Here is a 22736-nt window from a genome sequence, read left to right as displayed (position 1 = left end):
GGTGCACCATCCTGGCCAGCGACCAGATCGGCGCGGGCTGCGCTCCCTCAGGGCGGCGCTTTGCCCGCGGCACGGAACACGCGCGCCATGACGGCGGGCATGTGGCTGGCGCCCTGGATGTGCAGGCCGATGCTGGGGTCCACGGTGTCGTCGTAGACGAAAAACACCAGACCGGCGCGGTAGAAGTCGGCATGGCGACCGAGGAAGGCGAGCGTGCGCGCCACCTCGTCGTCCACGCGCGCGGCGACCAGCAGCTCGGGTTGCTCGGCATCCACGTGGCCGCGGGCATCGAATTCGAGGAAGCCGTTGGCGCTGGACTCGCCCCAGAGCTGGAACCGCCGCCCCGGGCGCGCTGGCTGGGCCTGCAGCAGGGCGTGCACCGATTCGGTCTTGCAGCGGAACACCGCCGCCAGCAGCCGGCGGTCGCCCGCCTGATCGGCCTGCACGGGGCCGTCGCGGTAGAAGCTCAGGCGCTGGCGCCAGTCGCGCAGGTCGCTGCCCTTGAACGGCTGGCACGCAGGGCTGGCCCCCAGCTCGGCAAACCAGGCCAGCGTCCGGCGGTGCACGGCGTCCTGCAACAGGGTGGCGGTGTAGAGGTTGTAAGCCACGACGTCGAATTCGCGCGGAATGCCGCCGCCCGCGTACAGGTTGCCGGCCAGGTCGTAGGTGGTGAGCCGCTCGCGTGCAAAGCGCGCGGCCCACGCGGCGTGCTGGGGATCGGCCTCGCGCTGGGCACGCTGGTGGTAGCGCTCGACCTCGTCCGCCAGCGCATGGGCCCCATCGGCCACGTGCCGCGCAAAGCCAGCGTCGAACATGGCGCCCGAAAACACCACCCCCAGCTGCACCCGGCGCAGGCCATGCTGCAGCATCAGGGACCGCACACGCGAGGCCGCGCGGCCGAGCTCGTCGTGGCTGACGCCATGCATGTAGGGCTCGTCGATGAGGAACAGGGTGTCGACCTGCGCGCGGTAGGCCTGCAGCACCGGCCAGTACGACGCCATGCGCAAGGCCAGCGCATCGTCTGCCGGCACATCCTTGAGTTTGCCTTCGGGCAGGGGCGCGAACGACTTGGTGTGCCACTGGCCCAGTGCGTCGCGGTAGCGCCGGTCGATCCGGGCTGGCGCCCGGTCCTGCAGCAGCACCGTGCTGAAGTCCAGCTGCAAGCGGCTGCCGTGGCGCCTGGCCACCGCCAGGCTGTCGCGCAGCTGCGCCGGGCTGGTGACGTAGACCATGCCCAGGTGCGTGTGCGCGGCCAGCGCCTCGGGGTAGGCGCGCGGGCTGAAGAAGGTCACCGGTGGCGGCGGCAGGTCCGGCGGCGGCCAGCGCCACAGCGGCCCCAGCAGGGCCGCGAGCAGCACCAGCCAGACCGCTGGCAGCGCGTCGGCCAGCAGCTGCCGCGTCCGCTCGGCGTCACCCGAGCCCGGGGCGCCATCCGCTCCCAAGCTACCGGCCGCAGCAAGCGGGCGTGGCGCCGGCGGGCCGGCAGGGCGCGCGGTCTCAGACATGGCGCTTGGCATGGGGCACCGGCGCGGCGGCATCGACCTCGGCGTCGGCCCGCGCGTGCAGGGCCTCGATGACCTGGCAGGCGTTGCCCGTGCCATCGCAGCGGCCGCGCAGCGCCATCAGCTCCTGCTCCAGCACCTGCAACTCGTGCAGGCGCTCGCGCACGTGGTGCAGGTGCTCGTCCAGCGTGGCGCAGGCGGCGTGGTCGTCGCGGCCCGGCGCCCCATCCAGCGCGAGCAGCGTGCGGACCTCGTCCAGCGACATGTCCATGGCGCGGCACAGCCGCACAAAGCGCAGGCGATGGATGTCCGCCTCGTCGTACAGCCGGTACTGGTTGTCGGCCCGCGCCCCTTCGGGCAGCAGGCCCTGCTTCTCGTAAAAACGGATGCTGGCCGCCGGCACGCCCGAGCGGCGCGCGGCTTCGCCGATGCGGTGGAAGGGGGATTCGCGCATGGTGGTTGACCTTCGAGTGTCTTCAAGGTTTCCAATGCTGACATGCCTTCCGTCAACCCCACCTCCTCTGCGGCCTCCGGGCCCCACACGCACGCGGGTCATGCCCACGATCACGCGACCCATCAAGCCAGCGCCGGGCCCGCTCAGGCCCATCCTGCTCACCCGCCAGGCGCGCACGAGCCTCATGCGCTGAGCTGCAGCGCCTGCACCGTGCCAGGCGACGATGAGCACGCCGGCCACGACCATGGCGTGCTGCCAAGCTGGCCGCGCATCGCGGCGGCGCTGGTGGTGGCCCTGCTGGCCGAGGTCTGCCACTGGCTGGCCCAGGACACGCCATCGGGCCTGGGCTGGCTGAGCATCCTGGGCATGGCCTTCGCCCTGCTGGCGATTGGCCTGTCTGGCCTGGGCGTGTACCGCGCCGGCCTGAAGAGCCTGGCGCGCGGCCACCTGGGCATTCACGCGCTGATGGCGGTGGCCGTGACCGGCGCCTTCCTGATCGGCCAGTGGCCGGAAGCCGCCATGGTGATGGCCCTGTATGCCGCCGCCGAGCGCATCGAAGACCAGGCCATGGACCGCGCCCGCCAGGCGATTCGCGGCCTGCTGAGCCTGGCCCCCGAAACCGCCGACGTGCTGCAGCCCGACGGCCAGGTGCAACGCCAGCCTGTGGACCAGGTGGCGCTGGGCGCTAGCGTGCGCATCGCCCCGGGCGCGCGCGTGCCGCTCGACGGCGTGGTGACTCAGGGCAGCAGCGCGGTCGACCAGGCCCCCATCACCGGCGAAAGCGCGCTGGCCGACAAGGTTGCGGGCGACCCGCTGTACGCCGGCAGCGTGAACCAGCAGGGCGAGCTGCTGATGCGCGTGACGGCGGCGCCCAGCGGCAGCCTGCTCGCCCGCATCGTCGAGCTCGTGGAGCGTGCCCAGGCGACGCGGGCGCCCACGCAGCGCTTCGTCGACCGCTTTGCCCAGGTCTACACCCCCATCGTGTTCGTGCTGGCGCTGCTGCTGGCCGTGCTGGCCCCGTTCGTGGCCGACTGGCCATGGCACCAAGCCGTCTACCAAGCACTGGCCCTGCTGGTCATCGCCTGCCCGTGTGCGCTGGTCATCTCCACGCCGGTCACCGTGGTCAGCGCCCTCACGGCCGCGGCGCGGCGCGGCGTGCTCATCAAAGGCGGCAGCGCCCTGGAACAGGCCCGCACGCTGAAGGCCATCGCCCTGGACAAGACCGGCACGCTGACCACTGGCAAGCCGCGGCTCGTCGCCTGGCAGGCTGCCCCGCAGGCCAACGCCGAACAGACGGCCCAGGCCGCCACCATCGCCTGGCAGCTGGCCAGCCGGTCCGACCACCCCGTGTCGCGCGCGATGGCAGCCGGCCTGATGGCCGAACTGCGCCCACTCGGCCAAGCCCGGCCGGGGGAGGCCCGGCCAGGCGAGGCCCTGCCGCACGCCGTGGACCAGGTCCAGGCCCTGCCCGGTCTGGGTGTGCAGGCCCTGGTGAACGGCACGCCCCACGTGCTGGGCAACCTGCGCCTGATGCGCGAACGCGGCCTGGCCGACGAGGCCTTGCTGGCCACGCTGCAGGCGCAGGAAGCCCAGGGCCGCAGCGTCACCCTGCTGGCCGACGACCACGCCGTGCTGGCCTGGTTTGCCGTGGCCGACCCGCTGCGCGACAGCGCCAGCGAGGCCGTGCGTGCGCTGCAGGCCCTGGGCGTGACGCCCGTGGTGCTGAGCGGCGACAACCCCGCCACGGTGCAGCACATCGCCAGCCAGGCCGGCATTGCCGATGCCCGTGGCGGCCTGCTGCCCCAGGACAAGTTCGACCTGCTGGGCCGGCTGCGCCAGCAGTACGGCCCCACCGGCATGACGGGCGACGGCATCAACGACGCGCCCGCCCTGGCCGCGGCCGACGTGGGCTTTGCCATGGGCGGTGCGCACAGCACCGCCATGGCCATGGAGACCGCCCAGGTCGTGCTCATGAACGACGACCTGCGGCGCCTGCCCGAGACCGTGCGCCTGTCGCGCGACGCGCACCGCGTGCTGTGGCAGAACATCAGCTTGGCGCTGGGCATCAAAGCCCTCTTCTTCGCGCTGGCCCTGAGCGGCCAGGCCACCCTGTGGATGGCCGTGGCGGCCGACATGGGCGTCAGCCTGCTGGTGGTGGCCAATGGCTTGCGCCTGCGGCGCTGGGGCTGAAGCGCATGTATCGAGCGCGTGCAGCCGGCCCTGCCACTCGATCCCCCGGGTGCCGGCTGCATGACCAGGCCACCGGGGCCGTGGGCAGGCAAACGCCTGCGTGAGGCGCCACGCGCCACAGGCCGGCACGCGGCCGTGCTTCACCTGGCGAACAGCCTCATTCAAGCGGTCGGATGGAAATATTGAAGCAGTATGAGCCGATTGTCGATATCCTAAAATAGGCAATAGACGCATACTCATTCACCATGCAATCTCCAGACAGATTACAGCGTGCCGGGCGAGGGGCGACCAGCCCCGTCGCCTGTTCCTTCTGCGTCACCAGGCACGTCGCTGGACGTCGCCGCCACGCATGACCGGCCTGGCCACACCTCAATCCCTTGCTCACCCGCCCACCGACCACCCTCGCTATCATGTTGCGCATGCGTCGCCTCGTCTCCCTTGCCCTGGTCTGCCTGCTGGTCCTGCGTGGCCTGCTGGGCGACGCCATGGCCATGGGCGGCGTGGCGACCATGGACACCCCGGTGGTGCCGACCGCGGGCAGCGCGTCCCTGGCAAGCCACGCCGGCCACGGCCCGGCCAGCCTGCACGGCGCTGACACGCCGACTGTGGCGCCCGATGCCACGGCCCATTGCGCCAGCGAGGCCCCCCACGATGGCGATGGCGCCGGCCACACGCACTGCACGCTGTGTGCGGTCTGCCATTCCCCCCTGGCCCAACCGCACACCCTGGTGCTGGGCCTGCCCATGGCCGCGGACCGCCATGCGCTGCAGCGCACCAGCCGCTTCGTGAGCGCGGCCCTGCCGCCCATCACCAAACCCCCCATTTCCTGAGCCTGGACACCCGAAGTGCGTCCAGCGTCCGGCCCTGTCCAGGGCCGGGGCGGGCGCGTCGACCGCCATTTGCTCAGGAGCTTCCATGTCTTTGCCGTCCCGCGCGACCGCCGTCGCGCTCGTCTGTGCGCTCGCCCAAACGCGCGCCCTTGCCCTCACCAACACGCTTGTCAACGCGCTGGTCCTCGCGCTGACCACCGGCACCGCGGCCCTGGCGGCGCCGCCCGCCACCGGCTCCGCGCCGTCAGAGGGCCCTCTGCTGACCACGCACGCCGCACCGCTGCACCACACCCCGCTGCCCGCCACCGCGGCCCTCACCCCCGCCACCGGGGACTGGCGGGCCGCCAATGCCGCCGTGGCCGCCGCCGACAACACAGCACATCAACACCATCCGGTATCCCCTAATTCGCGTTCAGCAGGTGACGAGAAATCACCCATACCGCATTCACACCCTGCGAAAGGCCAGCCATGACCCGCCTGCCCGCCCTCACCGGTGCGCTGTGCACGGTGCTGATCCTCGCGGGCTGCACGAGCGTGGCCCCCGACGGCCTGCGCAGCGACGTGGCCCGACACACGCAGGGCCGCCTGCCCGCCGGCACCGAGCTGCCGTCGCCGGCCACCGCGGCCGGTCCGCAGGCCGACGCGCCTGCGGGAACCGCCACCGCCGCCCTTGATCCAGCGTCCCCGCATCCGGCACACCACGCCGCGCAGGTCGATGCCTGGCTGGCCCAGCCCGTGGACGCCGACACGGCCGTGCGCATCGCCGTGCTGAACAACCCCGGTCTGCAGGCGCAACTGGCGCAGCTGGCCGCCCAGGACGCGGCGCGCGCGCAATCGCTGACGCTCATCAACCCCAGTCTCACGCTGGGCCGCTTCACCAACGCCCACGAACGCGAGCTGGAGCGCGAGATCGGACTCGGCATCGTGGACCTGATCACCCTGCCCTGGCGCGCGCGCTGGCAGGGCTGGCAGATGGAACGCGCCACGCTGGAGACCGCACAAGCGGTGTTGCGCCTGGCCGCCGACGCACGCCGTGCCTGGCTGAATGCCGTCGCCGCCCAACAAACCCTGCAGGCCCACGCGCGCCTGCACGACGCCGCGGTCGCCGGCGGTGAGCTGGCCCGCCGCATGGCCGCCGTGGGCAACTTCAGCCAGCTGCAGCAGGCCCGCGAGCTGCGCGTGCAGCAGGACGCCGCCGCCCAACTGGCACGGGCGCGGCTCGCCGCCGCCCTGGCGCGCGAAGACCTGACCCGCACCTTGGGCCTGTGGGGTCCACAAGCCATGGCCCTGCGCCTGCCGGCGCAACTGCCGCCGCTGCCCCGGGCCGAGGACCTGCGCCCGGGCGATGCCGCCGAGGCCACGGCCTTGCGCGAACGCCTGGACGTGCGGGCGCTGCGCCGCGACCTCGACACCACGGCCGATCGGCTGGGGGTGGCCCGCGTGGGCGCGCTGTTTGGCGACATGGGCCTCAGCCACAGCCGCAACACCAGCACCGAGCGCGACAGTGGCCACCGAGAGCAGACGCGCGGCTGGGAACTGACGCTGCCGCTGCCGCTGTTCGACTGGGGCGGCTCGGCCAGCGCCGCCGCGCGCGCCGAGCTGGACCGCAGCGCGGCGCGGCTGCGCGACACCGCCCTGCGCGCCCGCAGCGAAGCGCGCAGCCACTGGCTGCGCTACCGCACCGCCTGGGACCTGGCGCACCAGCAGCACGCCGAGGTGCTGCCCACCGCGCAGTTCATGCAGGACGAAGCCGTGCTGCGCTACAACGGCATGTTCATCAGCACCTGGGACTTGCTGGCCCAGGCACGCAGCACCACCCTGGCCGTCGCCCAGGCCACCGACGCGGTGCGCGACTTCTGGCTGGCCGAGGTCGACCTGCAGCTGGCCCTGACCGGCACCTCGCCGGACGGCGCCGCCTCGGCGCCCCGCGACGTCGCCCTGACCACTTCCACCCCGACCCGCGAAGGCCACTGACATGCAACGCCGTCACTTTTTCGCTGGCGCGGCCACCGCAGTCGCCGCCGCCTCCGTCAACCGTGCGGCCCTGGCCGCGCTGCCCGAGCCCGTGTCGCAGGCCTCGGCGGACACGGCGGCGCCCCTGGCGCCGCCGAACGGCCGACCGTACCGCCCCGTGATCACGCTCAACGGCTGGACCCTGCCCTGGCGCATGCACAACGGCGTGAAGGAGTTTCACCTGGTGGCCGAACCCGTGGTGCGCGAGGTCGCGCCCGGCTTCTTCGTCAACATGTGGGGCTACAACGGCCAGTCGCCCGGCCCCACCATCGAGGTCGTGCACGGCGATCGCGTGCGCCTTTTCGTCACCAACCGCCTGCCCGAACACACCACCGTGCACTGGCACGGCCAGCGCCTGCCCAACGGCATGGACGGCGTGGGCGGGCTAACCCAGCCCCACATCGCACCGGGCAAGACCTTCGTCTATGAGTTCGAGGCGCGCCGGCCCGGCACCTTCATGTACCACCCCCATGCCGACGAGATGGTGCAGATGGCCATGGGCATGATGGGCCTGTGGATCACCCACCCGCGCGGCGCCCACCCGCTGATCGCCGAGGTCCAGCGCGACTACGCCTTGCTGCTGGCCGCCTACGACGTGGAGCCGGGCAGCAAGACGCCGCGCGTGGCCGAGATGACGGACTTCAACATCTGGACCTTCAACAGCCGCGTGTTTCCCGCCATCAGCCCCCTGGTGGCCCGGCAGAACGACCGCGTGCGCATCCGCGTGGGCAACCTGACGATGACCAACCACCCCATCCACCTGCATGGGCACGAGTTCGAGGTGACCGGCACCGACGGCGGCCCCACCCCGCGCGCCGCACGCTGGCCCGAGGTCACCACGGATGTCGCCGTGGGCCAAATGCGCCAGGTCGAGTTCATCGCCGACGAACCGGGCGACTGGGCCTTCCACTGCCACAAAAGCCACCACACCATGGGCGCCATGGGCCACGACCTGCCCACGCTGATCGGCGTGGACCACCGCGGGCTGGTCGAGAAGATCCAGCAGATCGTGCCGGACTACATGCGGATGGGCGAGCGCGGCATGGCCGACATGGGCGGCATGGAGATGCCGCTGCCGGACAACACCTTTCCCATGATGACCGGCGCCGGGCCCTTCGGCCCCCTCGAGATGGGCGGCATGTTCACCACGCTCAAGGTGCGGCGCGACCTCGGCGCCAACGACCACCGCGACCCGGGCTGGTACCGGCACCCGGCGGGCACCGTGGCGCGCGAGTGGACGGGCGCACCGCTGGATGCGCAAGCGCCACGCCAGACCGCGCCCGGCACCGCACCCGGGGCCGCCCAGGTGCACAAGCCCGGTCATGCCGGTCACGCCGCCCCTGGCGCGCCATCACCCGGCGCGCACGACGGCCACTGACGCAGGACCGCCCAAGGCCTGCGCACGTCCGGCGGTTGACGACGCGGCAGCCGGTTCACCGGCGCCGCCCAGGCCCCACGTCAGCGACGGCCCCGCAGCCGGACCACCTCACCGCAACCCCTCATTTCACCTCACCCGGAGCACCCCATGATGACCCCGCCCACCTCACGCCGCCGCTGGCTGACCCTGACCCTGGGCGGCCTGGCCGCCCTGACCAGCGCCCTCGGCCAGGCCAACACCGACACCACCCGCACCGCCATGACGGTCTGGAAAGACCCGAACTGCGGGTGCTGCCAAGACTGGGTGGACCGCATGGCGCAAGCCGGCTTCGCCATCACCGTGCACGACACCGGCAACAGCGCCATGCGCGCCAGGCTGGGGCTGCCGTCGCGCCTGGGTTCATGCCACACCGCGTTGGTCGGGGGCTACGTGGTGGAAGGCCATGTGCCGGCCGCCGACATCCGCCGCCTGCTGAAGGAGCGGCCCCGGGCCTTGGGGCTGGCCGTGCCCGGCATGCCCGTGGGCAGCCCCGGCATGGACGGCCCGGCCTACGGCGACCGCCGCGACCCCTACGACGTGCTGCTCGTGACACGCCCAGCGCCGGGCCAGGACGTGACCACCCGCGTGTTCAGCAGCCACCGCTGAGCAGCCTGAGTCTCGGCCCCCAGGCCGCTTCATCGCCCTCACCTCATGTTTTGGAGCCCGCAGATGACCCCGTTTTCACCTTCAAGTTTGCGCCGTGCCACGCGCCGCGTGGCCGCCGTCGCCCTGCTGTTGGGCCTGGCCCTGGGCACCGCTCAGGCCCAGGCCACGCACGATCACGCCTCGCACGAGCCACCCGCGAACGCGACGGCCACACCAGCCACACCAGCCACACCCGGCACCACGGCGCCCGATGCGGCCGAGCCCTGGGTCGACGGCGAAGTGCGCCGCTGGGACCCGCACACGGGCAAGCTCACGCTGCGCCATGGCGCCATCGCGAACCTGGCGATGCCGGCCATGACCATGGTGTTCCAGCTGCACCCCCGCTTGCAGGCCACGGCCGACCTGCAGCCCGGTCAGCGGGTGCGCTTCCAGGCCGAACGCCAGGGCGGCGCCCTCGTCGTCACGCAGCTGCACGCGCTGTGACCAGCGCCGGACCGTGAGCCCAGGAATGCCCGCGTTCATGCAAGGCAGTATGCATCACTTGCCGTTTTGCAATGAACGGCAACAACCAGATACTCACCTCAATTGCTGGACAGGCTGAGCAAAGCGGCACCTTCGCTGACCTGATCGCCGGGGGCGAACAGCAGCTCGCCCACCACGCCGTCGGCCGGCGCGGCGATGGTGTGTTCCATCTTCATGGCCTCCAGCACCGCCAGCACCTGGCCCTTCTTCACGGCATCGCCGGCCTGAACGGCAAAGGACAGCACCTTGCCCGGCATGGGCGCGGTCAGCTGGCCGCCTTCGGTCGCGCCTTCGCCAGCGTGTGCCAGGGCGTCCTGCAGGCTCAGCTCGGCCATGCCACGGGCCGTGAACACGCTGAAGCGCGTGTCGGGTGAGTGGCCGCCCGCGGCTTGCACGTAGACCTGGGCCCGCAGGCGCTGCGCGCCCAGCGTGATGTCGAGCTGCTCGGGGCCGCGGCGTGCGCCGGGGCCGGCCTGCGCCCCCGCGTCGGCACGGCGCCAGCTGAAGGCCTGCGCCGGCGCTTGGCCCACCTGCAGGCGCAGGGCACCGTCGTGCAGGTGGGTCAGCACGGCGGGCAAGGCCTGCTCGCCCTGCTCGAACGCAAACGGGCGCGCCGACACGGCATGGCTTTGCCAGCCGTCGGCCTGGGCAAAGGGGTCGCGGTAGCGGTTGTGGGGCGACGCGGCCAGGCGCTGGTCGCGCTGCAACCGCCAGGCCACGGCCGCCGCTGCCGCCAGCTCGGCCGCCAGCGGGGTCTGCTTGAACAGGCGCGCGGCTTCGCGCTCGATGAGCGCCGTGTCCAGCCTGGCCTGGGCGAACGAGTCGGTGGCCAGCACGTGGCGCAGGAACTGCACGTTGTTGGCCACGCCCACGATGTGGACCTGCGCCAGCGCCGCATCGAGCCGGGCCAGCGCCTGCTCGCGCGAGGCACCGTGCACGATGAGCTTGGCGATCATGGAGTCGTAGAACGGGCTGATGGCATCGCCCTCGCGCACGCCGTCGTCCATGCGCACCTCGCCCACGGCAAAGCTGCTGCAGGCGGGCTTGCGGTACACGGCCAGGGTGCCCGTGGCGGGCAGAAACTGGTTGTCGGGGTTTTCGGCGCAGATGCGCGCCTCGATCGCATGGCCGTGGATGCGCAGCTCGCCCTGCTGCCGCGGCAGGGGCAGGCCGGCCGCCACCTGCAACTGCCAGGCCACCAGGTCTTCGCCCGTGATGGCCTCGGTCACCGGATGCTCCACCTGCAGGCGGGTGTTCATCTCCATGAAGTAAAAGCGCATGGCCTCGGGCTGGTCATACCCCCCGGGCTGCTCGACGATGAATTCGACCGTGCCGGCGCCCACGTAGTTCACGGCCTTGGCGGCGGCCACGGCGGCCTCGCCCATCTGCCGGCGCAGGGCGTCCGTCATGCCGGGCGCCGGGGCTTCTTCCAGCACCTTCTGGTGGCGCCGCTGCACCGAGCAGTCGCGCTCGAACAGGTACACGCAGTTGCCGTGCGTGTCGCCAAACACCTGAATCTCGATGTGGCGCGGCCGCTGCACATACTTCTCGATCAGCACCGCGTCGTTGCCAAAGCTGTTGATCGCCTCGCGCTTGCAGCTGGCCAGTGCCGCGGCAAAGTCCTCGGCCTGCTCGACCAGGCGCATGCCCTTGCCGCCGCCGCCCGCGCTGGCCTTGATCAACACGGGGTAGCCGATGCGGTCGGCTTCGCGCTGCAGCAAGGCGGGGTCCTGATCGGCGCCGTGGTAGCCCGGCACCAGCGGCACGCCCGCCCGCTCCATCAGCTGCTTGGACTCGGCCTTCAGGCCCATCGCCAGGATGGCCGAGGCCGGCGGCCCGATGAACACCAGGCCGGCGGCCTCGCAGGCGCGCGCGAACGCCTCGCTCTCGCTCAAGAAGCCGTAGCCCGGGTGAATGGCCTGCGCGCCGGTGGCCTGGGCCGCGTCGAGGATGCGCTGCCACTGCAGGTAGCTGTCCTTGGGCGCGCTGCCGCCGATGTGCACGGCCTCGTCACAGGCCGCCACGTGCTTGGCGTTGGCGTCGGCGTCCGAATACACGGCCACGGTCTGCACCCCGAGGCGGCGCGCGGTGGCCGCCACGCGGCAGGCGATTTCGCCGCGGTTGGCAATCAACATCTTCTTGAACATCTCGCGTCTCCAAAAAATCATTCCATCCAGGTTCCGCTGCATGGCCGGGCCACGCGTGTCGGCAGTCGCGTCACTCGCAGGCCTGTGGCTTGGTCAACACACCCACCCAGCAATCCGCCCAACCCAGCCCGGCGGCCGTGTCGCGACCGCGATCGGCACCGCCGGTGCGCAGGTACAGCGGCGCGTCCTGTTCAGCCAGGCAGCGAACTGCCGTGTCGTCCACATCCACATGCATCGTGCGGGGCCATGTGCTGCTCATGCATTCACCCACGCCTGGCCGGCGGCATGGCCAGCAGCTGCGGTTCTTCGGCCACGGTTTTGCCCATCAGCCGTGCCACGCGCCGCCAGACGGCTTTCAAGAACTTGACCAGCACCACCATCAGGATCACCGACAGGATCAGCACGACGACCAGCACCACGCCAAAGGTGTAGGGGTGCTGCGTGGCCAGCCACACGGCGCCCACCACCAAACCGTCTTCAAGCAAGGACGCGCCCCAGTTGGAAAAGGGCTCGGGCGAGGTGTTGATGGCCGCGCGCGTGGTGGCCTTGGTGGCAAACGAGGTCGCCGCCAGCGAGCCCCCCAGTAAACCGGCAATCACGCCCATGGTGGGATCGTCCAGGCCGAATACCCCCGCCGCCAGCAGCGCACCACCGGGGATGCGGATGAAGGCATTGAGGCCGTCCCAAGCGCTGTCCAGCCAAGGCACCTTGTCGGCGAAAAACTCGACCACGAGCAACACGCCGCTGATGAGCAGCACCGCGGGGCTGCTCAGCACCTGCAAGCCGGCCGGCAGCGCCAGCCAACCCAGCGCGCCCAGGCTGCCCACGATGAAGGTCACCGCGTACAGCCGAAAACCGCTGGCCCAGCCCAGCGCGGCGGCCAGGGCCAGCAGCGTGGGCATGTCCAGCTTGGCCACGGCAGCGTTGGCCGTGTCGCCCACGGCGGCCACCGTGCTGGGGTCCGGGTGCAGGCCCAAGGTGTGCAGCCATTGAATCAAGCCATTCCAGGTGTCGCTCATGCCCTGCTCCTTCTCGTGTTCAGACACACGCTCGCGTCAGCACGCGGCAAGCGTTGCGGTGCGTGGCGGGTGGCCATGATGGGCGCAAACACGGGTGACGGGGTGGGTCGTGGCCATCACAGCCAGTTCGGCTGGCGCTTTTGCAGGAAAGCCTGCACACCCTCGCGGCCCTGCGCACTGGCGCGGATGTCGGCAATGCCGGCCACGGTGTCGGCGATGAGCGCGGGCGTGATGGGCTGGTCGGTCACCGCATCGATGAGGCGCTTGCAGCTGCGCACGGCATCGGGCGAGGCCGTGGCCAGGGCGCCGGCCAGGCTGGCCACCGTGGCGTCCAGGTCGTCGCTGCCGACCACCTCGTGCACCAGGCCCAGGCGATGCGCCTCGGCCGCCGAGAAGCGTTCGGCCGTCAAGAAATAGCGCTGTGCCGCCCGCGCGCCCATGGCCCGCACCAGGTAGGGACTGATGGTGGCCGGAATCAGGCCGATCTTCACCTCGCTGACGCAGAAGTGGGCCGTGTCCGCGGCCACCGCCATGTCGCAGCAGGCCACCAGGCCCAGGCCGCCGGCATAGACGTCGCCCTGAACGCGCGCGATGGTGGGTTTGGGGCAGGTAGCGATCACGCGCAGCATCTCGGCCAGCGCGGCGGCGTCGGCCAGGTTTTCGTCGCGGCTGTAGTCGGCCATGCGGCGCATCCAGTTCAGGTCGGCGCCAGCGCAGAAGGCCTTGCCGCGCGCCGCGAGCACGATGACGCGCACGCCCTCGTGGTCCGACAACGCGCGAAAGGCCTGGGTCAGCTCGGCGATCACGGCATCGTTGAAGGCGTTGCGCACGTCTTCGCGCTGCAGGGTGACGGTGGCGATGCGCGTGGCGGCATCGAGGTGGACGCCGACGGCGGCCTGGGGCGTGTTCGGGGCTTCAGCCATGGAAGATTCCTTGGAATTGATCAAGCAGTATGGGGTGGTTCGCGTTCATATTAAAACGGCATTCAACCAATACCCATGCGCGCACCATCACATGCGGAAGACGCCGAAGCGCGGCTCGGGAATCGGCGCATGCGCGGCCGCGGCCAGGCCCAGCGCCAGCACGCGGCGCGTGTCCACCGGGTCGATGATGCCGTCATCCCACAGGCGGGCGGTGGCGTAATAGGGGTTGCCCTGCACGTCGTACTGCGCGCGGATGGGGGCCTTGAAGGCCTCCTCCTCATCGGCCGACCAGCTGCCGCCCTTGGCCTCGATGCCATCGCGCTTGACGGTGGCGAGCACGCTGGCGGCCTGCTCGCCGCCCATGACGCTGATGCGCGCGTTGGGCCACATCCACAGGAAGCGCGGGCTGTAGGCCCGGCCACACATGCCGTAGTTGCCGGCGCCAAAGCTGCCGCCGATGATGACGGTGAACTTGGGCACGTTGGCCGTGGCCACGGCCGTCACCAGCTTGGCGCCGTGGCGGGCAATGCCCTCGTTCTCGTACTTGCGGCCCACCATGAAGCCGGTGATGTTCTGCAGGAACACCAGCGGCACCTTGCGCTGGCAGCACAGCTCGATGAAGTGCGCGCCCTTTTGCGCGCTCTCTGAAAACAAGATGCCGTTGTTCGCGATGATGCCCACGGGCATGCCCTCGATGTGGGCGAAGCCGCACACCAGCGTGGCGCCGAAGCGGGCCTTGAACTCGTGCATCTCGCTGCCGTCGACGATGCGCGCGATGATTTCCCGCACGTCGAAGGGCTTGCGCGAATCGGTGGGCACCACGCCGTACAGCTCGCTCGCGTCATGGGCCGGCGGCTGCGGGGCCTGGGTTTGCGCGTCGCGGTAGTCGCCGGCTTGCGTGCGCGGGCGGTTGAGGTTGGCCACGGCCTGGCGCGCGAGCTGCAGGGCGTGCAGGTCGTTCTGCGCCAGGTGGTCGGCCACGCCGGACAGCCGCGTGTGCACGTCGCCGCCGCCCAGGTCCTCGGCGCTGACCACCTCGCCGGTGGCCGCCTTCACCAGCGGCGGGCCGCCCAGGAAGATGGTGCCCTGGTTGGCCACGATGATGGACTCGTCGCTCATGGCCGGCACGTAGGCGCCGCCAGCCGTGCACGAGCCCATGACCACGGCGATCTGCGCGATGCCGCGCGCGCTGAGGTTGGCCTGGTTGTAGAAGATGCGGCCGAAGTGCTCGCGGTCGGGGAAGACCTCGTCCTGGTTGGGCAGGTTGGCCCCGCCCGAATCAACCAGGTAGATGCAGGGCAGGTGGTTCTGCTCGGCGATCTCCTGCGCGCGCAGGTGCTTTTTGACGGTGATGGGGTAGTAGGTGCCGCCCTTCACCGTGGCGTCGTTGCAGACGATCATGCAATCGACGCCGCTGACCCGGCCGATGCCGGCGATCAGGCCCGAGCCCGGCGCCGCGTTGTCGTACATGTTCAGCGCGGCCAGCGGGGCGATCTCGAGGAACGGCGTGCCGGGGTCGAGCAGCATCTGCACCCGGTCACGGGGCAGCAGCTTGCCGCGCGCCGTGTGCTTGTCGCGCGCGGCCTGGCCGCCGCCCTGCTGGACCTCGGCCAGGCGCTCGCGCAGCTCCTCGACCAGTTGGCGCATCTGCTGCGCGTTGGCCTGGAAGTCGGCCGAGCGCGGGTTGATCTGTGACGAAAGCTTGCTCATGGAATTAGGCCTTGCTGAAAGAACGGTCGGGCAGATCGCACCACGGGCGACGCCCCACACGGAAAGAAACCACGCCGGAGCGGGCCGCGTCGCGCCAGGTCCGGCCAGCCGCAGCGGCCCGCAGGCGCGGCCCACCGGCGAACACCCGGCACAGAAACGCCCGGTGCCGGGACACCCGGCGCGGGCGCCGCACCCCGCGAACGACCAGCGCACACCGAGGCCGCTGTGCCAAACCGGCGGCCGCGCGGGAACTGTCGGGCCCACTTGCTATTCTGTCCACCCTGGGCAGCCACGGCCCACGCGCCCCGGGGCGCGTGCCGGCCTGCCATCGGATTGACCCTGTCATGCACACCATTGAAACCGTCCTGCTGGTGCTGATGCTGGGCGCCGTGTCGGGCATCCTGGCCCGCTACGTGCGCGCCGTGCCCCTGCCGCTGATCCAGATCGCCATCGGGGCGCTGCTGTCGTGGCCCCAGCGCGGCCTGCACATCCAGTTCAATCCGAACATCTTCCTGTTGCTGTTCATCCCGCCGCTGCTGTTCGCCGATGGCTGGCGCATCCCTAAGCGCGAATTCTTTGCACTGGCCCGCCCCATCCTGATGCTGGCGCTGGGCCTGGTGCTGTTCACGGTCATCGGCCTGGGCTACTTCGTGCACTGGATGATTCCCGCCATCCCGCTGCCCGTGGCCTTCGCCCTGGCCGCCGTGGTGTCGCCCACCGACGCCGTGGCGGTGTCGGCCATCACGCGCAACCTGGGCATGCCGCCCAAGACCATGCACATCCTCGAGGGCGAATCGCTGCTGAACGACGCCTCCGGCCTGGTGGCGCTGAAGTTCGCTGTGCTGGCCACGGTGACCGGCTCGCTGGCCTGGCAGAGCGTGGCCAAGGACTTCGTCTGGATGGCGGTCGGCGGCGTCGCCGTCGGGGCGCTGCTGGGCTGGCTGTTCGCCCTGGTGCGCGAAGCCGTGAGCCGGCGCCTGGGCGACCTGGCCTCGACCCAACTGGTGCTGCTGCTGGTGCTGCTGCCGTTTGCCGCCTACCTGGTGGGCGAAAAGATCGCGGTCTCGGGCATCCTGGCGGCGGTGGCCGCCGGCGTGGCCACCAACTTCGCCGACCTCAACCGCGACGCCTTCGTGCGCGAGCGCCTGCAGACCGAGAGCGTGTGGACCCTGGTCGAGTCGTCCTTCAACGGCGCCATCTTCCTGCTGCTGGGCATCCAGTTGCCGTCCATCATCGGCGACACCCTGGTACAGGTCCACGGCATCGAAGCCTGGCGGCTCGTGGGCTACGTGGTGGTGCTGTCCACCGCGCTGCTGCTGCTGCGCTGGCTGTGGATCACGTTCGGCGTGCACGCCAGCCTGATGAAGGCACACCGGCACGGCAAGCTCGCCGAACGCCCGTCGCAGCTGCTGACGCTGGCAACCACGCTGGCCGGCATCCGTGGCGCCGTGACGCTGGCGGCCGCCCTGTCCATCCCGCTGACCCTGCAGGGCAAGACACCCTTCCCGGCGCGCGAGCTGGTGATCTTCCTGGCCACGGGCACCATCTTGTTCACGCTGGTGCTCGCCAGCATCGGCCTGCCGCTGATCCTGCGCCGCCTGCCCAAGCCGGCCGAGTCGGAAACCGGACGCGAGGAGCGGCTGGCGCGCCTGGCGGCCTGCGACGCCGCGCTGGCCAGCCTGGTGGTCAGCGAAGCCGACATCCGGCAGCACAGCCAAGACTGGCTGGCCATGCACCAGGATGCCGCGGGCCAGATCACGCGCGAGTACCGTTCGCGCATGGATGTGCTGCGCGACAGCGGCCCCGTGGGGGCCGAGCCCGCCAACGAAGAGGCCGCGCTGGCCCAGCAGCACAAGCTGCAGTACGTGATGGAGCTGGAGCTGCGCCTGCACTGTGTGCGCCAGGAGCGCACGGCGCTGTATGCCGAGCGCCACGCCCACCGCATCAACGATGAGTCGCTGCGCAGCCTGGTGGCCGAGCTGGATCTGAACGAAATCACCATCCGCAAACGCCTGCACGTGGCCCAGTTGGCCGCCGGCATGCAGCCCGATGCCCCGCTGGACCTGCCCTGACGCGAGCCGAAGCGGTCGCCTGACGGCGGCCTTCGACACGACAACACCAGGCAGTATCAAGCAATTTTCGATCCGATTGAAAAGAGAATCACCCGATACTCCACCCACAAAACACTGAGCAACCCACACAGCGTGGGGACGCACGGGGGCGCCGAGCCTCAAGCCTTTCCTCCTCGGGCGACAGCGGACGACGCGCAGCGCAGGAACGTGGTACCGCCATGCCGACCACAGCACCGGACCACCCCGAGTCAGGCCGCCCCCCTCGGGCAGGAGCAGCGGACCCTGCGCGCAGCGCAGGGGAGCGTGGGGGCGCCGTGCCGGCCGCAGCGCAGGGCCGCCCCAAGCAAGGCCAGCCCCCACGGGGGGCAGCGGACCATGCGCGCAGCACAGGGGAGCGTGGGGGCGCCGTGCCGGCCGCAGCGCAGGGCCGCCCCAAGCAAGGCCAGCCCCCACGGGGGGCAGCGGACCATGCGCGAAGCGCAGGGGAGCGTGGGGGCGCCGCGCCGGCCGCAGCGCAGGGCCGCCCCAAGCAAGGCCAGCCCCCACGGGGGGCAGCGGACCATGCGCGAAGCGCAGGGGAGCGTGGGGGCGCCGCGCCGGCCGCAGCGCAGGGCCGCCCCAAGCAAGGCCAGCCCCCACGGGGGGCAGCGGACCATGCGCGAAGCGCAGGGGAGCGTGGGGGCTCCGCATGCGTCAGGCCGTCTTCTGTTCGGCCAGCTGAAGCTCCGCGACCATCACCTCGCGGATGCGGAACTTCTGGATCTTGCCCGTCACCGTCATCGGAAACTCGTTCACGAAGCGCAGGTAGCGCGGCACCTTGTAGTGCGCGATCTGCCCCTTGCAGAACGCCCGCACGCTGTCCTCGTCGAGGGCCTGACCGGGCTTGGCGATGATCCAGGCGCACAGCTCCTCGCCGAACTTCGCATCGGGCACGCCCACCACCTGCACGTCTTGGATGGCGGGGTGGCGGTAGAGGAACTCCTCGATCTCGCGCGGGTACACGTTCTCGCCACCGCGGATCACCATGTCCTTGATGCGCCCCACGATGTTGACGTAGCCCTCATCGTCCATGGTCGCCAGGTCGCCCGTGTGCATCCAGCCCTGCGCGTCGATGGCCTCGGCCGTGCGCTGCGGGTCTTCCCAGTAGCCCTGCATCACCGAGTAGCCGCGCGTGCAGAACTCGCCCGTTTCGCCGCGCGGCACCACCGCGCCGGTCTCGGGCGACACGATCTTGATCTCCAGGTGCGGCTGCACCAGGCCCACGGTGGACACGCGCTTGTCCAGAGGCGTGTCGGTGGCGCTCTGGCAGCTGACGGGGCTGGTCTCGGTCATGCCGTAGGCAATCGTCATCTCGCGCAGGTTCATGTCGCGCTGCACGCGCTTCATCACCTCGATGGGGCATGGCGAGCCAGCCATGATGCCGGTGCGCAGGGTGCTGAAATCGAACTCGGCGAAGCGCGGGTGGTCCAGCTCGGCGATGAACATGGTCGGTACACCGTGCAGGCCGGTGCAGCGCTCGGCCTGCACCGCCTCCATCACGCTCACGGGCTCGAAGGCGTCGTTCGGGTAGACGATGGTGCTGCCATGCGTGAGGCAGGCCAGGTTACCCAGCACCATGCCGAAGCAGTGGTAGAGCGGCACCGGGATGCACAGCCGGTCCTCGGGCGTGAGCCGCATGGCCTCGCCGATGAAGAAGCCATTGTTCAGGATGTTGCGGTGCGTGAGCGTCGCGCCCTTGGGAAAGCCCGTGGTGCCGCTGGTGAACTGGATGTTGATCGCGTCGTGCGGGTGCAGCAGGCGCGCCAGCGAATCAAGGCGCGCATCGGCCGCGTCGCCCTGGGCCAGCAGCGTCGACAAGCGCGTCATGCCCGGCTCTTCTGCCGTGTCTGCGGGCGAGTCGATCCAGTAAACCGCCTTCAGCGATGGCAGCCTATCGGATGCGAGTTCGTACTGCCCACTGGACGGCGCGGTGTTCAGCTCGGGGGCCAGCTCGCGCAGCATGCCCAGGTAGTCGCTGGTCTTGAAGCGCGGCAGGGTCACCAGGGCCTTGCACCCCACCTTGTTCAGCGCGTATTCGAGCTCGGCCGTGCGGTAGGCGGGGTTGATGTTGACCAACACCAGGCCGGCCAGCGCCGTGCCCAGCTGCATGTAGACCCATTCGGCGTTGTTGTGCGACCAGATGCCGACGCGGTCGCCCGGCTGCAGACCCGAGCGCAGCAGCGCGCTGGCCATCTGGCGCGACTTGGCCAGCAGCTGCGCATAGCTCAGCCGAATGCCCTGGTGGCGGCTCACCAGCGCCTCGCGCTCGCCCTGGCGCTGCGCCATGTCGGTGAAAAAGGCGCCGATCGTCTGCTCGATCAGCGGCGGGTGCGTGGCGCCGGCCGCCTCGCTGAGGCGGGTCGTCGAATCTGCCATGGCCTTGTCTCCTGCCGGTTCGGGTGGCTGCGGGTCGGTGTGCCGCCGAGGGTCCCGGCCGGCGTCGCCCGTCGGGGGCCAACGCCTGGCCCACGAACGGCCACCGCCTCATGTCCCGCAGCATAGCGCCGACACCCGGCCACCGCAGGCGCCAATGCTGCCGCGCGGGTTGCAATAATGGCCAACATGCCCGCAGCCCGTTCACGCCCACCTGTCGCCGCCCTGTCGGGGGCTGGCGCGGGCCGGCGCTGGTCACAGGGCACGCCCATGGCCTTTGCGCGGGCCGTGGTCGCGGCGCTGGACGCGCGTGGCATGCTGGCGGCACCGGTGCTGGCAGCGGCACACATCGCGCCAGACCAGCTGGCCCAGGGCACCGGGCTGTCGGCCCTGCAGTTTGAACAGCTGTGCGACGCCGCCATGCGCGCCCTGGACGACGAAGCCCTGGGCTGGTTCGAGCGCCCCCTGCCCTGGGGCAGCTACGGCATGCTGGCGCGCGCCTCGAACGGCGCCGCCACGCTGGGGCTGGCACTGGCGCGCTGGTGCCGGCACCACGGCCTGTTGACGCAGGCGATCACGCTGCAGCTGGTCACCCAGGGCGCGCTGGCCGAAATCCGCCTGATCGAGCGCCGCCCGCTGACCATCGATGCCGAGTTCGCGCGCGTGTCGGTGCTGCGCAACCTGCACGGCCTGGCCTGCTGGTGGATCGATTCACGCCTGCCGCTGCGCGCGGCCCGCTTTGCGCACGCCGCGCCGGCCCACGCGGCGGCCTATGGCGCCATGTTCCCCGGTCCGGCCGAATTCGGCGCCCCGCACACCGCGCTGGTGTTCGACGCCGCCTACCTGAAGCTGCCGCAGGTGCGCGACGAGGCCGCGCTGCAGCGCATGCTGCGCCGCGCCCTGCCGCTGATGGTCGTGCCCTACCGGCGCGACCGCCTGCTGGTCGACCGCTTGCTGCACCTGCTGCGCAGCCAAGCCGACCAGGCCCACACGGCCCAGAGCCTGGCGCGCCAGCTGCACGTGTCGCCCCGCAGCCTGCACCGGCACCTGCAGGCCGATGGCCAGTCGCTGCAGGCGCTGAAGGACCGCGTGCGCTGCGAGCGCGCGCAGCTGCTGCTGCGGGGCACCACGCCGGTGGCCGAGGTGGCGGCCGCCGTCGGCTTCGTCAACGCCAAGGCGTTTTCGCGCGCCTTTGCGCAATGGACCGGGCTGTCGCCCTCGGCGTGGCGCACCCAGGCCCTGGGCGGCGCCCCAACCGGTGCCTGAGGCAGGGCGGGGTTGTGCAAAGGCCTAGCTCGCGGGTCACGGCGGCCCCAAGGCATGCGTTTGTCCGCGTCACCCCCGCCCGGCTGGGCACCCGCTTCGCGCCGACGTGAGTGACGCCCCTGACTGGATGCGATGGCCTGTCGCCCACGTCTTGATTTCCGTGATGCCGAGGTCGGACACGATGGCCCAGGTGGCCGCCGCCAACCGGGGGCTGATGGCGCACCCGATGGCCGCCGATCTGGCTCACGACGGACTCGCGCCCCATCGCATCGCGTGGGTCCGACGCACACCAATCCGAATGCGGTGTCGCCATCGCCCGGACCGCGGCGGCGCGAGGCGGGCCGCACCGCCACTGTCACGCACGGGCGTGCGGTCTTGGCGCGGTTGGCTCTTGTGCAACCCCGGGTTGAGACGCAAGCTGACTGCTGCGGCAGCGGCACCATCGAGGCCAGCGCTGCTGGCGCTGAACCTGTCGGCCAGCGGACAGCGTCGCTTCGGCTTTGAACAGCGGCGGCCGCACGACGGCACGCATGGCGGCCTGGTTCGCGCCGTCGGGAATTCAGGCCGTGTGCTGCAACGCGGTTTGACGCAGTATCATCCACTTGTCGATGGCATGTCATCGCAAATTGGCCCATACTGACTTCATCCTCACCACAGATTTACCCCTTATCCGCATGACCACGGTCCGGCAAGGCCGTCGGACCGCCGCGGCGCCCCAGCGCGCTGGCCATGCCATCATGCAGTGCGCCGTGCCCCCAGCCTGAGCCGCTGCCGCCACTGCCCGGGCCCACGGCGCCCACCAGCCCCGCCATCCACCGCGTTCTGCTCTAGGCATGTCCGTCACCCCCTCGCCTGCTGCCGCCTCGCCCGCCCCGGTCCCGCCGCGCCGGTCGGCGTGGCCGTGGGCGCTGGCCGCCGGGCTGGCGCTGGCGGGCACGCTGGCCGGGCTGGTCGGCGGCGCCTGGTGGGCCGTGCAGCACATGCCGGCACGCACCGAACAGGTGGCCACGCAGGTCAGCACGCCCGAGGTGCCGCTCGTGTTGCGCACCTCGGGCGGTTTGCTCGAGGTGGCCAGCATCCGCGCCACCGAACGCTTTTCGCGCCGCGACACCCAATCGTTCTGGGGCATCCACCTGGGCGAAACCGTGACCGAGGTCACCGTGCCGGCCGTCTACCGCTACCAGCTGCCGCTGGCACGCCAATGGCCCGTGCAGCTGGAGGGCGGCGTGGTCACCGTCGACGCCCCCGCCTTTGCGCCCAGCCTGCCCGTGGCCATGGACACCACCCAGATGCAGACCTGGGGCCGCAACGGCTGGGCGCGCTTCAACCAGGCCGAGAGCCTCGCGGCGCTGCAACGCTCGCTGAGTCCGCAGCTGGCCGAGCGGGCCCAGTCACCTCACTACCGCGAGCTGGCCACCGAGGCCGCCCGCCGCACCGTGGCCGAGTACGTGCGCACCTGGCTGACCACCAGCGGGCGTGGCCCCGTGCACGAGGTGCGCGTGCGCTTTCCGGGCGAAGCCCAGGCCACCGCACCGGTGGCCGCACCCGCGCCGCCAGCCGGCCTCGATTGACGCGAGCAGCCCGGGCTGCCTTGCGGCCGAGTGGCAACGCCCCGCGCACGGTTCCTCGCACCGGAAGCGTGGCACCCAGCCG

At 71.1% G+C, this 22736-nt stretch carries 18 protein-coding genes; 10 read left to right on the top strand and 8 right to left on the bottom strand.

The features are described from left to right. Nucleotides 1-47: 47 nt before the first annotated feature. Nucleotides 48-1505 carry a hypothetical protein gene (locus tag CCO03_RS02820; protein ID WP_157667464.1) on the bottom strand — a complete coding sequence of 486 codons (1458 nt, stop codon included), beginning with the start codon at nt 1503-1505 and terminating at the stop codon, nt 48-50. Continuing rightward, nucleotides 1498-1956 (bottom strand): Cd(II)/Pb(II)-responsive transcriptional regulator, encoded by a 459-nt coding sequence (locus CCO03_RS02815; protein ID WP_087276980.1) that lies wholly within the window; start codon nt 1954-1956, stop codon nt 1498-1500. Before CCO03_RS02815 ends, CCO03_RS02820 begins: the two co-directional genes overlap by 8 nt. Before the next feature lie 42 nt (nt 1957-1998). Here CCO03_RS02815 and CCO03_RS02810 point away from each other — a divergent pair, with 42 nt between their 5' ends. From CCO03_RS02810 to CCO03_RS02785, 7 genes are all read left to right on the top strand, one after another. Continuing rightward, nucleotides 1999-4146, top strand: a complete 2148-nt coding sequence (locus CCO03_RS02810; RefSeq protein ID WP_087276977.1) for a heavy metal translocating P-type ATPase — start codon at nt 1999-2001, stop codon at nt 4144-4146. A gap of 419 nt (nt 4147-4565) precedes the next feature. Beyond that, complete coding sequence (locus tag CCO03_RS02805) at nt 4566-4976, top strand: hypothetical protein (protein WP_157667463.1); 411 nt, start codon at nt 4566-4568, stop codon at nt 4974-4976. An 85-nt stretch (nt 4977-5061) separates the two neighbouring features. Then, nucleotides 5062-5448: a hypothetical protein gene (locus tag CCO03_RS19400; RefSeq protein WP_157667462.1), complete on the top strand. Its 387-nt coding sequence runs from the start codon at nt 5062-5064 to the stop codon at nt 5446-5448. Next, on the top strand, nt 5445-6950 hold the full coding sequence (locus CCO03_RS02800) for a TolC family protein (RefSeq protein ID WP_087276971.1): 1506 nt from the start codon (nt 5445-5447) through the stop codon (nt 6948-6950). The genes CCO03_RS19400 and CCO03_RS02800 overlap by 4 nt, the downstream gene beginning before the upstream one ends. Before the next feature lies 1 nt (nt 6951). Next, on the top strand, nt 6952-8367 hold the full coding sequence (locus tag CCO03_RS02795; RefSeq protein ID WP_087276968.1) for a multicopper oxidase family protein: 1416 nt from the start codon (nt 6952-6954) through the stop codon (nt 8365-8367). 147 nt (nt 8368-8514) lie between these two features. Next, nucleotides 8515-9012: a DUF411 domain-containing protein gene (locus CCO03_RS02790; protein WP_169717445.1), complete on the top strand. Its 498-nt coding sequence runs from the start codon at nt 8515-8517 to the stop codon at nt 9010-9012. Nucleotides 9013-9075: 63 nt separating this feature from the next. Further along, a complete protein-coding gene (locus tag CCO03_RS02785) occupies nt 9076-9495 on the top strand; it encodes a copper-binding protein (RefSeq protein ID WP_087284035.1) in 420 nt (139 codons plus the stop codon). A 98-nt stretch (nt 9496-9593) separates the two neighbouring features. Here the strand turns inward: CCO03_RS02785 and CCO03_RS02780 are convergent, their stop codons facing one another. The 5 genes from CCO03_RS02780 to CCO03_RS02765 form a co-directional block, all read right to left on the bottom strand. Then, on the bottom strand, nt 9594-11681 hold the full coding sequence (locus CCO03_RS02780; RefSeq protein WP_087276965.1) for an acetyl-CoA carboxylase biotin carboxylase subunit: 2088 nt from the start codon (nt 11679-11681) through the stop codon (nt 9594-9596). A 70-nt stretch (nt 11682-11751) separates the two neighbouring features. Continuing rightward, a complete protein-coding gene (locus CCO03_RS19395; protein WP_157667461.1) occupies nt 11752-11940 on the bottom strand; it encodes a hypothetical protein in 189 nt (62 codons plus the stop codon). A gap of 4 nt (nt 11941-11944) precedes the next feature. After that, the gene (locus CCO03_RS02775) at nt 11945-12700 is read right to left on the bottom strand and encodes a DUF4126 domain-containing protein (protein WP_087284034.1); all 756 of its coding nucleotides are present in this window, start codon (nt 12698-12700) and stop codon (nt 11945-11947) included. A 116-nt stretch (nt 12701-12816) separates the two neighbouring features. Further along, nucleotides 12817-13623, bottom strand: a complete 807-nt coding sequence (locus CCO03_RS02770) for an enoyl-CoA hydratase/isomerase family protein (protein ID WP_087276962.1) — start codon at nt 13621-13623, stop codon at nt 12817-12819. Nucleotides 13624-13710: 87 nt separating this feature from the next. Then, on the bottom strand, nt 13711-15333 hold the full coding sequence (locus CCO03_RS02765) for a carboxyl transferase domain-containing protein (protein ID WP_087276959.1): 1623 nt from the start codon (nt 15331-15333) through the stop codon (nt 13711-13713). 344 nt (nt 15334-15677) lie between these two features. Between CCO03_RS02765 and CCO03_RS02760 the strand changes: the two genes are divergently transcribed. Then, entirely contained in the window at nt 15678-17405 is a 1728-nt protein-coding gene (locus CCO03_RS02760) for a Na+/H+ antiporter (protein WP_087276957.1), read from the top strand. A gap of 693 nt (nt 17406-18098) precedes the next feature. Here CCO03_RS02760 and CCO03_RS02755 read toward each other — a convergent pair. Then, nucleotides 18099-19820, bottom strand: coding sequence for an AMP-binding protein (locus tag CCO03_RS02755; protein ID WP_087276954.1), 1722 nt, complete (start codon nt 19818-19820; stop codon nt 18099-18101). Between the two features lie 186 nt (nt 19821-20006). Here CCO03_RS02755 and CCO03_RS02750 point away from each other — a divergent pair, with 186 nt between their 5' ends. Further along, nucleotides 20007-21083 (top strand): AraC family transcriptional regulator, encoded by a 1077-nt coding sequence (locus CCO03_RS02750; protein ID WP_087284031.1) that lies wholly within the window; start codon nt 20007-20009, stop codon nt 21081-21083. 833 nt (nt 21084-21916) lie between these two features. Continuing rightward, on the top strand, nt 21917-22654 hold the full coding sequence (locus CCO03_RS02745; RefSeq protein WP_087276951.1) for a hypothetical protein: 738 nt from the start codon (nt 21917-21919) through the stop codon (nt 22652-22654). The last annotated feature ends 82 nt before the right edge of the window (nt 22655-22736 follow it).

Origin of the sequence: Comamonas serinivorans (assembly GCF_002158865.1) — a bacterium.
GTDB classification, from domain to species: domain Bacteria; phylum Pseudomonadota; class Gammaproteobacteria; order Burkholderiales; family Burkholderiaceae_C; genus Comamonas_E; species Comamonas_E serinivorans.
Note: the sequence above shows the minus strand (reverse complement) of the source record. Positions and strands in the feature narration are given on the sequence as shown.

Bases quoted from the DNA above. Each gene is read 5' to 3' on its own strand.
- CCO03_RS02820 (WP_157667464.1), bottom strand. From the start codon at position 1,505: ATGTCTGAGACCGCGCGCCCTGCCGGCCCGCCGGCGCCACGCCCGCTT.
- CCO03_RS02815 (WP_087276980.1), bottom strand. From the start codon at position 1,956: ATGCGCGAATCCCCCTTCCACCGCATCGGCGAAGCCGCGCGCCGCTCG.
- CCO03_RS02810 (WP_087276977.1), top strand. From the start codon at position 1,999: ATGCCTTCCGTCAACCCCACCTCCTCTGCGGCCTCCGGGCCCCACACG.
- CCO03_RS02805 (WP_157667463.1), top strand. From the start codon at position 4,566: ATGCGTCGCCTCGTCTCCCTTGCCCTGGTCTGCCTGCTGGTCCTGCGT.
- CCO03_RS19400 (WP_157667462.1), top strand. From the start codon at position 5,062: ATGTCTTTGCCGTCCCGCGCGACCGCCGTCGCGCTCGTCTGTGCGCTC.
- CCO03_RS02800 (WP_087276971.1), top strand. From the start codon at position 5,445: ATGACCCGCCTGCCCGCCCTCACCGGTGCGCTGTGCACGGTGCTGATC.
- CCO03_RS02795 (WP_087276968.1), top strand. From the start codon at position 6,952: ATGCAACGCCGTCACTTTTTCGCTGGCGCGGCCACCGCAGTCGCCGCC.
- CCO03_RS02790 (WP_169717445.1), top strand. From the start codon at position 8,515: ATGATGACCCCGCCCACCTCACGCCGCCGCTGGCTGACCCTGACCCTG.
- CCO03_RS02785 (WP_087284035.1), top strand. From the start codon at position 9,076: ATGACCCCGTTTTCACCTTCAAGTTTGCGCCGTGCCACGCGCCGCGTG.
- CCO03_RS02780 (WP_087276965.1), bottom strand. From the start codon at position 11,681: ATGTTCAAGAAGATGTTGATTGCCAACCGCGGCGAAATCGCCTGCCGC.
- CCO03_RS19395 (WP_157667461.1), bottom strand. From the start codon at position 11,940: ATGAGCAGCACATGGCCCCGCACGATGCATGTGGATGTGGACGACACG.
- CCO03_RS02775 (WP_087284034.1), bottom strand. From the start codon at position 12,700: ATGAGCGACACCTGGAATGGCTTGATTCAATGGCTGCACACCTTGGGC.
- CCO03_RS02770 (WP_087276962.1), bottom strand. From the start codon at position 13,623: ATGGCTGAAGCCCCGAACACGCCCCAGGCCGCCGTCGGCGTCCACCTC.
- CCO03_RS02765 (WP_087276959.1), bottom strand. From the start codon at position 15,333: ATGAGCAAGCTTTCGTCACAGATCAACCCGCGCTCGGCCGACTTCCAG.
- CCO03_RS02760 (WP_087276957.1), top strand. From the start codon at position 15,678: ATGCACACCATTGAAACCGTCCTGCTGGTGCTGATGCTGGGCGCCGTG.
- CCO03_RS02755 (WP_087276954.1), bottom strand. From the start codon at position 19,820: ATGGCAGATTCGACGACCCGCCTCAGCGAGGCGGCCGGCGCCACGCAC.
- CCO03_RS02750 (WP_087284031.1), top strand. From the start codon at position 20,007: ATGCCCGCAGCCCGTTCACGCCCACCTGTCGCCGCCCTGTCGGGGGCT.
- CCO03_RS02745 (WP_087276951.1), top strand. From the start codon at position 21,917: ATGTCCGTCACCCCCTCGCCTGCTGCCGCCTCGCCCGCCCCGGTCCCG.